The organism is Paenibacillus sp. YN15 (assembly GCF_003285005.1).
In the GTDB taxonomy this organism is placed as follows: Bacteria; Bacillota; Bacilli; order Paenibacillales; family NBRC-103111; genus Paenibacillus_AR.
Window position 1 is genome coordinate 152,657 of sequence record NZ_QMFA01000010.1, and the last position, 11,311, is coordinate 163,967.

Below are 11,311 nucleotides of genomic sequence, written 5' to 3' on the forward strand. Positions count from 1 at the left end.
GGCATTCCGTCCCTTACTTGCGCTTGGGCATAAACGGCCACCAGTTGCCTCTGCCGAACAGCTTCACCATAACCGGCACCACAAATTGCAGGAACAGCAAGGCGTACAGGAACAATCCGGCCAGCACCACTGTGGCAATCTGCAAGAGGGACATAACGCCGGACGGGTACATGGCGGCGAAGGTGCCGGCCAGAATGATCACGGCGGAGACGATGACGGTGCCCATTTTTTTCATGGCGGTGAGAATGGCGGACTCGGCGGTTTCATCATCCTTGTGCTCATTGAACCGGTCCATGAGGAAGATGCTGTAATCCACGCCCAGCGCCATCAGCATCACAAAGCCGAAGAAGGGAATGGCCCAGCTGGTTCCCGTATGGCCCAGAATGCGGACGAAGATCAGCTCGTTGACCGCCAGGGACGAGAAGTAGCAAACCGCCAGGGATGCGATCAGGTAGATGGGCATCACCAGTGAGCGCAGCAGGATAATGAGAATCAGCGTGATGCCGCACAGCATGAGCACCACCGTACGCTTGTAGTCGGAGCTGGACATGTTGTCCAGGTCATGGTACACCGATGTGACTCCGCTTATGCCGATTTGGCTGCCTTCCAGAGCGGTGCCTTGAATGGCCTTTTCCGCGGCCTCGCGGATGCCGTCCACCGAGCCCATGGCCTCGGATTCATACGGATTGGAGGCCAGCACCAGCTCGAAGCTGGCAAGCTTCTTGTCCGGAGACAGGTAGGTGGCCAGCACCTGCTGGAATTGCGGGTTCTCCGCCGCTTCCTTGGGGAAGAACCAGCCGGAGGTTTCCCTGTCCTGGGCGGCGGCCAGCTCGTTCAGATAGGCCTGGGCGGCGGCAAGGCCGGTTTGCACCTGGCCGATGCCGCCGACGCTTTGGTCCAGGCCGCTGACCAGCTGCTGCAGCTGCCCGCCTACGGATGAGAAGCCGCCCGCCAGCTCGCCCTGGCCTTGGGCCAACTGGGTCAGCCCGGCTTGGATGGCCGGCAGGTTAGCCACCGCCTGGCTTTGGCCGTTGGCGGCGGCGGTCAGCCCGGTCTCCAAGCTGGCAGCCCCTTGGCCCAGCTGCTTGATGCCGCCGGCGACGCCGGATTGGCCGGCAACAAGCTGCGACAGACCGGTATTGGCCGTCACCAGGCCGGTCTGGACATTGTTCAGCTGGGCGGTGAGCTGGCCCAGCCCGGCCTCCAGCTCGCCGATCCCCTTGGCGGCTTGGGCCACGGTTTGGCGGATGGCGGTGAAGTCGCCATCCTCGGCCAGTCCCGGGAATTTGCCGTCCAGCGCGGCAAAGCGGGTCTCCAGGGCGGCCAGTGCCGCAGCCGAATCCTTCAGGCTGGCCTGCGCGGCATTGTACATGCCGGTAAGCTGGCCCAGCCCGGTTTTGGCGGTTTCATAACCCGCCAGCAATTGTTTGCCGCTGTCGGCCAGCTGCTGGGCGCTTGTCTCCAGGGCGGCAATCCCTTTCGCCAGATCCCCTGCGCCAACGGCGCCGCTGCGGACGCCCTGCTCAATCTGAGTGAGCCCGCTTTGCAGCTCCTCCACACCGGTTTTCAGCTTGCCGGTGCCGTCCACCAGCTGGTTGATGCCGTCGGTGGCCTGGGCCATCTGAGGCGCAGACCCGCTTAGGGATTTGGAGGCCTCCGCCAATCCGTTCTTGATGGTCTCCAGCCCTGCGCTGCCCTGGCCCAGTCCGTCGCTGACGGTTTTGGCCTGGCTGGCTACGGCGAATTCGGACATTTCCTCCCCAAGAGGGCGGGTGAGACTGCGTACCTTGGCTACGCCAGGAGCCCGGAGCAGCTCCCGGGAAATCTTTTCGATGACGCCGAAGGCTTCTTCATTGTCCAGGGCCTTATCGCTCTCCAGCACTACCTTGGTGGTCATGGCCTCGCCGGGGCCGAAGCTGTCGGAGACTAGGTTAAAGCCCTTGACGGAGTCATAGTTGTTGCCGATTTCGTTCAGGGAATTAAAGGACAGGGTGCCCTTGTAGCTGAGCAGAAGAGGCACAACGATGACTGCCGCCAGCAGCAGCGCTGCCCAGGGCTTGCGCAGGGAAAAGCTGCCGGTGGCCGCCCACATCCGGCTTTCCGGATGCTCGTTGGTGCGCTTGGACGGCCAGAACAGCCGCGAGCCCAACAGAGCCATAAAGAAGGGCACGATGGTAAACAGGGCCGCCAGCAGCACGGCAACGCCGATGGCTACGGCAGTAGCGGATTGATAAAGCTTGAAGCTGGCCAGACCGATGGTGGAGAAGCCCACCAATGCGGCCAAGCCGCTGAAGATTACGGTCCGCCCGGCAGTGGAATAGGTTTTGATGATGGCTTCATGGACCTGCCCCGGGTTATGGGTCAGCTCCTCCTTAAACCGGCTGAGCAGGAGGATGCAGTAATCCGTGCCGATGCCGAACAGCACCGCCACCAGAAAAATTTGCGTAAAGTTGGAGATGGGGAAGTTCAGCTGATCCACCAGGAAGGCGACGATGGACTGGCTGGCCAGATAGGTCATGCCCACCGTAACCAGGGGGATCAGGGGAGCCACCACCGAGCGGAACACCAGCACCAGTACGATCAGAATGAAAAATACCGTGATCAGCTCCGTGCGCTGCAAGCCTTTTTCCGAGCTGATCACCACATCCTCGTCAATCAGCTGGGAGCCGGTCAAATAATGCTCCACCGTCAGATTTTCCATGGGCTTTTGCAAAGCCTCGCGGATTTCGGCCATGTCCCGGCCGTTCTGTTTCACATCCACCATGGCGATCATGGTTTTGTTGTCCTTGGCCGCCATTTGGGACTCCAACTCTTTGCTGTCGAAAGCCGACATGACGCCGGTTATGCCTAAGCTCTGGGCCGAATCCTTAAGCTGGCGGAGAGTGGCGCCGATGGCTTCCTTGTCGGCCGAAGTCAGTCCTGCGGCATTATGGAACACAGCGATAATGGACAGCTCATTGGGGTCCTTGGTCTGATGGCGCTCCTGCATCTCCGCAGCCAAGACGGAAGGGTAGCCGTCGGGAAGGGCAATGCCGCCTTTTTCACGCACCAGATTGGCCATGTTGGGAGCTGTCATCATCAGGGCCGCGAGGCCTGCGATCCAAATCACAATAATGAGCCAACGGCTCTTCAAAATCATCCTCATGCCTGTTCCCCTCCAGTGGTCTTGGAAATAATTGTGCTGATTTTTTCATATATCCGGATGAACGCCTCTGCTTCCTCCTCCTCCAGCTGCTGCAGGTAGAATTCCACAAACTGCCGGATTTTTTCCTGAGTGGCATGATAGACCGCCTGGCCGGCTTCCGTGGTTTGCAGATAGACCACTCTCCGGTCCCCTTCGTCCCGGATTCGGGCCACATATCCCTTGATGACCAGACGGTCTACCATAGCGGTAACCGCGCTCCGGTTCACCCCGCAGGCTTCAGCCAGCCGTGAGGCCGGACAAGGGCCGTGCTTCGTCAGGAAACGGACGGCGAAATATTGCTCCATGGTCATTTCCTGAACCAGCTCGGCCACAATGGACGCAATCATCCGGGTGGCAAACAGGTAAACATCCTCGTACCGGGAAATAAGGGCATCAAGTTTATTGGACTCCATATCGAACCTCCTTAAAAAGTTGCGAACCACTTTCTGACGGCGGCCGCAGCTTGACCATATAATTCAACGCATGAACTATTCACTTGAGTAATTATAAAAAACTGCTGTGCTGCTGTCAACGGGCTGCAAGAACAGTATGCCCGGACGCGCTTTTGCCGAACAAAAAAACGGGCCACCCCAGGTGGTCCGTCTTGTCGGTCAATTCAGCAGGTGCAGGCGGAAGCGGGAGAACAGCCGTTGGCTCCGTCATCAGCCAGGTCTTGGGAATATAGCAGAATATTATCCCGCCTGAGCCAGCCCTGCCCGCTCCAGAAAGCCTGTCCCAGCTCATTGTGATCCAGCACCATGATGTGGCACTTCACAATATTCTGGCTGCGCAGAGCCTCCAGCGCCGACCGGACCAGCCTGCCTCCGAGCCCTTGCCCCCGGAAGGCGGGGCCCACCGCAAGATGATAGAGAAAGCCGCGGCGGCCGTCATGGCCGGCCAGCACAGTTCCTTGCACCCCGCCGGCTTCGTCCTCGGCCACAAAGCTTAAGCCTGGATTCCGCTCCAGGAAGCGGCGGATGCCATCCTCACTGTCGGAGTCGCTCAGCCCCATGCCTGGGGTACGGCTCCATAATTCATAAGTCCGGTGGTAGTCCTCCATCAGGAAGGGACGGATTTGCATGGCAGAAGCTCCTTTTGGCCAAAATGGTCAATCGATATATTCCGGCTGGTACTCATCCTCCGGCTTGCGTATCCAGCGCTTCAAATATCCCTGCTCATTCAGGGCTTTAATGGTAATAATCAGCACCGGCGACAGAATCAGTCCGGCCACCCCGAACAGGGAGAGGGAGATGATCATGAAGGCCAGCATGGTAAAAGCGGAAACCCCCAGAGAGTCTCCGGTGATTTTGGGCTCCAGAATCTGTCTGACCAACAGCACAATGGCGGTCAGAATGGAGATCTTGATGGCCAGAACCGTCTCGCCGACGATGAGCAGATACGCGATCCACGGCAGGAAGAAGGTGGAGACGCCCAACAGCGGCAGCACATCGAAGAAGGCGCACAAGAGGGCCACCGAAAACGCATTGCGCACATTAAACAGCAGAAGCCCGATAAACACCAGCACCCCTGTAATGGACACCAGCTTCAGGGTGGACTTGATATAGGTAACAATGCCCCGGAGGACATTTTCCCGCAAAAAATTAAAAGCAACCTTAAAGGTACCCGGCGTATGCTCCCTGGCCATCCGCTTCCAGGTTTCAATCTCCACACTCAGGAAATAGGCGAGAATGGTACCGATGAAGAAATTCGCCAGAAAGCTGGTGAACGAAGTAAACTTGCTCATCAGCCATCCCAGGACAACAGTGGTAAAGGTGGAAATGTATCTCGCCATAGTGGAGGCATATTGGGTGATCTGGTCCGCCAAATCGGGAGGAAGATTATCCCACCTCTGCTTCAGATCATTGATATTCTGGTACACCTGATCCTGGAAGGTGGTGCTGAAGGTGGGAATCAGGCCTTTAATATTGTCCAGCTGGGTAATCAGAATGGCGCTGAGCCCCACGAGAATCGCCAGGATGATGATGATAAACAGCAGCAGGGAGATGGCCGTGGCCAGGGATTTTTTGACGCCCTTCCGGTTCAGGGAGCGCGCAAGCGGCTCGATGGCGGCGAAGATCAGGAGGGCCCAAAAAATAGGCGCGCCTATCTTGTACAGGTAGCTGAACAACAGCATAAACAGATAGACGGTGAAGATCATCAAGGCAATGTCAAATGCCGTTTTATAGTATTTTTTATAAAAGGACATCATGGTTTGGCGGGTCCCCTCCCCGGATAGTATGGACAAGCCGGACAATCGCGCGCAGCAAGGTCAAGAGCGCATTCGCTAGGTCCACTTGGCCGCCCACAGCTTCATTTCCTTCAAAATTTGGTGCAGGTCATGTCCCTTGGGGGTAAGGCAGTATTCTACCGTAACCGGTACCGTAGGAAAAGCGTGGCGCTCCAGCACACCCTGCTCCTCCAGGTGGCGCAGCGTATCTGTCAGCGCCTTGGGGCTGATGCCGGATACGGTTCTTTGCAGCTCGCCGAAGCGTTTGGTTCCGCAGAACAGCTCCCGGAGCACAAGAAAAGCCCATTTGCCGCCGATCACGTTCAAGGTCTTCTCAATGGAGCATTCGATAACCGCAGGCTGCTTCGGGACATAATTGCTGATGTTCGAGCGGGCAACCTTCGCGAGTTTGGGTTGACACATATAACGGCCCTCCTTGTCCGAAAAGTATTTGGCTATTTACACCTTACACAATGAAGAGTGCAGAAGCAATACTTCCTTGTCCCTTTCCCAAAAAAAGGGCGCCCCTCCTTATAAGGAGGGGCGCTTTCGGCGGAAGCTTACTTACAGCCGGACTGCCTGTGCCTGGGTTTGGGCGGCAGGCTCCGCCAGACAATCCCAGTCCTTGAATACCGGCTGCAGGCCGGCCCGATACAGCATACTGCGGATGTCCTCCACGCTGCGGTCATCGGAAATTTCAAATTGCGGCGTACCGCCTCCAGTATGGCCGCCTACCTCAGTGGAGACGCCCGCCGACATTTTGGTGATGCCCAGATGGACCAGATGATCGCGCAGCTTCCCGTTTTCACGGGTGGACAGGGTAATGCCGGCCCGGGGCATAAACAGCCGGTAGGCCAGCAGAATCTGCACCAGATGACTGTCGGAAACCAGGGACTGGGGATCGTATTCCCCCAAATAAGGACGGAACCGGGGAGCGGATAGGCTGATTTCGCACTCCCGGTATTTGTCCTGGAGATACCGGGCATGTACGCAGGTATGAAAAGCCTCCCTCCGCCATTCATACATCCCCAGCAGCGCTCCGATATTCACATTCCGGAAGCCCGCTTGGCAGGCCCGCTCCGGCGCCTCCAGCCGGTTGCGGTATACCCGTTTGGGGCCCTTGACGTGGATTTGGCTGTACGTCTCCCGGTGGTAGACCTCCTGGTACAGGGTCAGCCCGTCGGCTCCCGCCTCCACCAGCTGGCGGTATTCCTCTGTCCGGAGAGGGAAGATTTCGATGCTGACCGACGGGAAAAACTCCCGCAGAACATGGACGCAATCCACCAGATAGTCCATCGGCGTGGCCTGGCGGGATTCGCCGGTCAGCATCAGCACATGCTTCAGCCCTGTGGCGGCGATGGTTTCGGCTTCCTTGCGCAGCTGGTCCATGGAAAGCCGTTTGCGGGGAAAATCAAAGTCAGCGCTGAAGCTGCAATAGGTACATTTATTGATGCAGAAGTCCGAGACATACATAGGGGTAAACAACTGCATGGCATATCCGAAATGAGTCCGGGTCAGCCGCTCAGCCTTTTGCGCCATTTGCTCCAAAAAAGGCCCAGCAGCAGGGGACAGCAGCGCCAGAAGATCATGCTCCTCCAGCCGGTCACGGGCTAAAGCCCGGCGGACATCCTGCGGGCCGAACTCCTTCCATAGCTCTTCATAGGGATAGCGTTCAAGACGTTCCAGCGTTTGGGTAAAGCTCATAGCCTGCACCTCCTTGAATTGTTTGCGGCAGGGCAGCCGTCAGGCGCCCAGAAAGCCGGTAAGCGGTGAAGAGGCGGAGGCGGCTTCAGCCACCGGTCCAAGCCCAGCCAAATAAGCCTGGCGGCCGGCTCTGACGGCGTCGCGGAAAGCCGCCGCCATGACCATGGGATCGCGGGCAGTGGCAATGGCCGTGTTAAGCAGAACAGCGGAGGCGCCCATCTCCATGGCTTCCGCCGCTTCGGAGGGTCTGCCAATGCCGGCATCTACAATAACGGGAATATCCATCTCTTCGATCAAAATGCCGATGAGCTCCTTGGTCCGGATTCCCCGGTTGGTCCCGATGGGAGAGCCCAGAGGCATCACGGCGGCCGCTCCGGCATCGCGCATCCGCACGGCCGCGGACAGATCGGGGCTCATATACGGGAGCACCACAAACCCTTCCGCCGCCAGAATCTCCGTGGCGCGCACCGTCTCCGCATTGTCCGGGAGCAGATGCTTCTGATCATTAATCACTTCAATCTTGATCCAGTTGCCCATCCCCGCCGCCTTGGCCAAACGGGCGATACGCACCGCTTCCTCCGCTGTGCGGGCGCCGGAGGTATTGGGCAATAGCACCATGTCCTTGGGAATATGGGTGAGAATATTCTCTTCCGGCGAAGAGGGATCAACCCGTCTTAAGGCAACGGTAATCACTTGGGCGCCGGAGTTGGCTACTACCTCCGGAATAAGGGCATTGCGGCTGTATTTGCCGGTGCCGATGAACAGACGGCTGGACAGAACATGGCCGCCTAGATGAAATAAATCCTCCATGTATAATTCCTCCCATTGTTTGGATTTGGGGAAGGGGTTATCCTCCGCCTACAACATGAATCATCTCAATGCGGTCGCCTTCAGTCAGCGCCGTTTCGGCATACTGCCGGCTGTTCAGCACCGTTCCATTAAACTCCACAATCACCATCGCCCGCCGCCATTCCGGCAAAGCAAGCAAATCGGCCATATAGCGGCAGTCCTCGGGAGCGCTGAAGACCCGGCCATTAATCGTGAGCATCATGTTGGATCACCTCCTTTTAAAGCCGCCGCGCGGTATTCCTGGGCGGCCTCGGCCGGGTCAGCGGCAGCTCCGATACCGGAGAGCACTGCCAAACCGGCGGCCCCGCTGCGGAGCAGCTCGGGGACATGGACGGGCAGAATCCCGCCCAAGGCAATAACCGGCCGCCCCTCTCCGGCCAACCGGACGGTTTCCTCCAACAGACGAAGGCCGCGGGCAGGCAATCCGGGTTTGCTGGCGGATTCGTACACATGGCCAAAAAGTACATAATCCGCCCCCGCTGCAAAGGCATCCGCCGCCTCCCGGGGAGAATGGACCGATACACCTGCGAGAAGGTGGGGCCACCGCTGCTTCACCGTCTGAGGGCGCAGGCTGTGCCAGGCAAGCTGTACGCCGCAGGCTCCCACCGCCAGAGCCACATCCACCCGGTCATTGATAATAAGCTTGGACGGGGGAACAGCCCCTTGCAGCAGGCGCTGCGCCCAAGCCTCCAGTTGCCGGGCGGAGGCGCTTTTGTTCCGAAGATGGATATAGTCCACCCAAGGAGCCGCCTGTATAGCCGCGTGAATAGAAGCCTCGAAACTGTCCCCGTCTCCTCCAGTGATCATATGCAGCTTCGGTGTAACCATCATGTCCGCCACCTCTCTTTGTTGCGGGAAATAAAAAAACGGGAAATAAAAAAACTGTCCCCTGAAAAGGGACAGTTTGGAATCGGTGGAATCGGCTTGCCGACGGCGGGCGGTGCAACCGGGCAGCATATTCATCATCTGCTGTCGTTGCCGCCGCTGTGACGTATCGGGTATAGGCCAATCTCGTTCCCACTTCCCTACGCTGGAATTGCCCAGATCAGGTTCAAAGGGTCCGGAGTATCATCCGTCTCAGCCTTGCGGCCCCCCTAGTGTGAATAGCGTTATGCACTTTTGCTGCACTCATCATAACACATGGCTCCGCGGCAGGGAAGGGGAAGTTCCCCTTTTGCCCCCATATGAACACTATCCCAACAACTCAGGGAAGACGCTAGGCCCAAGGAGCGGCCCCTTAGTGCCGAACCTCCCCGCTCCCACCGGCCCTCCACCAGCCAACACCAAGCCCACCACCAGTCAAAATCGCCCTTGAACCAACCAGCCCCCGGCCCTGCTCCAACCAACATCGCCCTTGAACCAGCCAGCCTCCGACCCTCTACCAGCCAACATCGCCCTTGAACCAACCATCCCCCGACCCTGCTCCAACCAACATCGCCCTTGAACCACCAGCCCCCGACCCCGCACCAGCCAACATCTGACCTTGAACCAGTCAGCCCCCGGCCCCCACACCAGCCAACATCGCCCTTGAACCAGCCAGCCCCTGACCCTCCACCAGTCCATGTGTGTGGGCACTATCCCAACAGCTCAGGAAAGGCGCATGAACCAAGGAAGGCCGTTTCTTTAACAACCGGCAACAATCGATGCAATTTCAGAAACAATCCATACAATTCAGAAACAATCCATACAATTCAGAAACAATCCATACAATTCAGGAACAGTCCGTTCAATCCGGCAACAGTCCATGCAATGGAAAATAAGGTTATGAGGAACGGGCATGATGAAGAACGCAAGTCAAGCAAGAAGGTCAAACGCGAAGGTCAAACACGAAGGTCAAGAACGCAGGTCAAATACGAAGTGGGGACCGATTGAGGCATGGGGAGTTTTATAGTGCCCGATTTATAGCAGGAAGATGGCCTTGCCTTAGGATGCCCAATGCAAGGGGGGGAAACGGTGTGGAACAGGGGAGGAGGCACAAATTCGGCAAATGGCCGGAAACGCCGGAATACTGGCCAAAGCCAGGTTGGCGCGGCAGCAGAATTCAAGCAAATAGGTCTGCAGGTACTTCTTCCCAATGCCATGGAAGGTGGTGTTCAGCCATTGCCGGGCATCCTTCATCACGGGCAGGATTTTTTTGTGGCGGGGAGAGACATAGAAGTTGATGGGGCAATAGACCAGACGGGCGTTACAGTCCATGCGTGACTCTTTAAACCACTCGATTGCCTCTCGCGTAACGCGCTGATAGTAGAGATGCTCTTGTTTGATCGTCTGGACCGTCATCCGCTCCGGCTCACCCGCCTCTGACAGGGTAGCGCCTACGATCAGCCGGGTTTCCCGGGCATGGGGAATGACGGACGGGTTGTACAAAGGACGGGCGTAGGAATCATCATGAATTGCCACGCGCCCTTCCAGGGGAACGGCCAGCTCCTCCTCGGCCATGACTGTACGAATCCTGTGCAGCATAGTCCAAGCAGTCTTATATGTAACCTTCAGCAAACCGGACAAAGCTGCAGCACTGATTCCCCTGTCCTGCCGGGACATGAGGCGGATGGCGGCGAACCATTTGACCAATGAGGTTCGTGAGCCCTCCATAATGGTGCCTGTGGTCAGAGAAACCTGAAGGCGGCAGTTGGCGCATTCGAACAAAGGCAGCCTGCGGCTGGTAATAGTATAGGCCCGGGAATGGCGGCATTGGGGACAGACAAACCCGTTGGGCCACTTCAAGCTATATAGGCAGGAAGCGCATGCTGCTTCCGTTGAAAGATCTGTTTCGTCAGAAAAATACTCCGTCGCTTGTATCACTGTACCCGCTCCAATCCGGAATAAATGGCGCCCCGACTCAAAAGCTGCTATCTGGCTACAATACGAATAAAGGGAACGTATGCTCTCATTTTTATTATAGCAAACATTTGTTCTCTTTTCAATAGCGTGAGTTCCGTTTTCAGATGTGTAACAAAACCAAGCCCCCAAAAGTGAACAAAAGCTCCGAAGCGGAATCCGGGTACTTTTGGGGGAGCCCTCGAATGAAAGTGCGCCGTACACAGCATTTTCATATAAAAATTTGCTGTGGCCTCCCTGCAAACCCTCTATTTGGAAACTTGTCAGATTGCAACTTGTCAGAGCGGGACCTTATTTGATAAACGGACCTACAGCCTGAGTCAATGGGATAGTGTGCATATGCGAAGCAGGATGGATACCAGGCAATATCGCCCTGTAAAAAAATGGGTAAATTCACGATGTCCGGGGCAGGGAAAGGGAACCGTCAAGTCAAGGAACCCTCCAGGTTCCACGCGGCTGAATAGAAGAACAGGGGAGAAAAGCAAGCGGAAGAAAGGCTGAGGGAGTGT

10 protein-coding genes and 1 riboswitch are annotated in these 11,311 nt (G+C 57.2%); all 10 genes read right to left on the reverse strand.

All coding sequences use genetic code 11. The features are described 5' to 3' along the window. Positions 1–13: 13 nt before the first annotated feature. Positions 14–3,145: an MMPL family transporter gene (locus DQG13_RS11140; protein WP_113019825.1), complete on the reverse strand. Its 3,132-nt coding sequence runs from the start codon at positions 3,143–3,145 to the stop codon at positions 14–16. Beyond that, positions 3,142–3,597, reverse strand: a complete 456-nt coding sequence (locus DQG13_RS11145; RefSeq protein WP_113019826.1) for a MarR family winged helix-turn-helix transcriptional regulator — start codon at positions 3,595–3,597, stop codon at positions 3,142–3,144. The genes DQG13_RS11140 and DQG13_RS11145 overlap by 4 nt, the downstream gene beginning before the upstream one ends. A 203-nt stretch (positions 3,598–3,800) precedes the next feature. Next, on the reverse strand, positions 3,801–4,265 hold the full coding sequence (locus DQG13_RS11150) for a GNAT family N-acetyltransferase (RefSeq protein WP_113019827.1): 465 nt from the start codon (positions 4,263–4,265) through the stop codon (positions 3,801–3,803). 27 nt (positions 4,266–4,292) lie between these two features. Beyond that, positions 4,293–5,393 carry a sporulation integral membrane protein YtvI gene (gene ytvI, locus DQG13_RS11155; protein WP_113019828.1) on the reverse strand — a complete coding sequence of 367 codons (1,101 nt, stop codon included), beginning with the start codon at positions 5,391–5,393 and terminating at the stop codon, positions 4,293–4,295. A 75-nt stretch (positions 5,394–5,468) separates the two neighbouring features. Continuing rightward, positions 5,469–5,834, reverse strand: coding sequence for a winged helix-turn-helix transcriptional regulator (locus DQG13_RS11160; protein WP_113019829.1), 366 nt, complete (start codon positions 5,832–5,834; stop codon positions 5,469–5,471). 141 nt (positions 5,835–5,975) lie between these two features. Then, the gene (gene thiH, locus DQG13_RS11165; RefSeq protein WP_113019830.1) at positions 5,976–7,115 is read right to left on the reverse strand and encodes a 2-iminoacetate synthase ThiH; all 1,140 of its coding nucleotides are present in this window, start codon (positions 7,113–7,115) and stop codon (positions 5,976–5,978) included. 39 nt (positions 7,116–7,154) lie between these two features. Beyond that, a complete protein-coding gene (locus tag DQG13_RS11170; protein WP_113019831.1) occupies positions 7,155–7,925 on the reverse strand; it encodes a thiazole synthase in 771 nt (256 codons plus the stop codon). A gap of 37 nt (positions 7,926–7,962) precedes the next feature. Further along, the gene (thiS, locus tag DQG13_RS11175; protein WP_113019832.1) at positions 7,963–8,166 is read right to left on the reverse strand and encodes a sulfur carrier protein ThiS; all 204 of its coding nucleotides are present in this window, start codon (positions 8,164–8,166) and stop codon (positions 7,963–7,965) included. Further along, a complete protein-coding gene (locus tag DQG13_RS11180) occupies positions 8,163–8,795 on the reverse strand; it encodes a thiamine phosphate synthase (protein ID WP_181592703.1) in 633 nt (210 codons plus the stop codon). Before DQG13_RS11180 ends, thiS begins: the two co-directional genes overlap by 4 nt. Positions 8,796–8,969: 174 nt before the next feature. Continuing rightward, a riboswitch (TPP riboswitch) is annotated at positions 8,970–9,070 on the reverse strand. 817 nt (positions 9,071–9,887) lie between these two features. Further along, positions 9,888–10,766: a transposase gene (locus DQG13_RS11190; protein WP_181592704.1), complete on the reverse strand. Its 879-nt coding sequence runs from the start codon at positions 10,764–10,766 to the stop codon at positions 9,888–9,890. Positions 10,767–11,311 lie beyond the last annotated feature (545 nt).

What these genes read in the sequence shown, in the direction of transcription:
- DQG13_RS11140 (WP_113019825.1), bottom strand. Translation starts at nt 3,145, where the DNA reads ATGAGGATGATTTTGAAGAGCCGTTGGCTCATTATTGTGATTTGGATC.
- DQG13_RS11145 (WP_113019826.1), bottom strand. Translation starts at nt 3,597, where the DNA reads ATGGAGTCCAATAAACTTGATGCCCTTATTTCCCGGTACGAGGATGTT.
- DQG13_RS11150 (WP_113019827.1), bottom strand. Translation starts at nt 4,265, where the DNA reads ATGCAAATCCGTCCCTTCCTGATGGAGGACTACCACCGGACTTATGAA.
- ytvI (WP_113019828.1), bottom strand. Translation starts at nt 5,393, where the DNA reads ATGATGTCCTTTTATAAAAAATACTATAAAACGGCATTTGACATTGCC.
- DQG13_RS11160 (WP_113019829.1), bottom strand. Translation starts at nt 5,834, where the DNA reads ATGTGTCAACCCAAACTCGCGAAGGTTGCCCGCTCGAACATCAGCAAT.
- thiH (WP_113019830.1), bottom strand. Translation starts at nt 7,115, where the DNA reads ATGAGCTTTACCCAAACGCTGGAACGTCTTGAACGCTATCCCTATGAA.
- DQG13_RS11170 (WP_113019831.1), bottom strand. Translation starts at nt 7,925, where the DNA reads ATGGAGGATTTATTTCATCTAGGCGGCCATGTTCTGTCCAGCCGTCTG.
- thiS (WP_113019832.1), bottom strand. Translation starts at nt 8,166, where the DNA reads ATGATGCTCACGATTAATGGCCGGGTCTTCAGCGCTCCCGAGGACTGC.
- DQG13_RS11180 (WP_181592703.1), bottom strand. Translation starts at nt 8,795, where the DNA reads ATGATGGTTACACCGAAGCTGCATATGATCACTGGAGGAGACGGGGAC.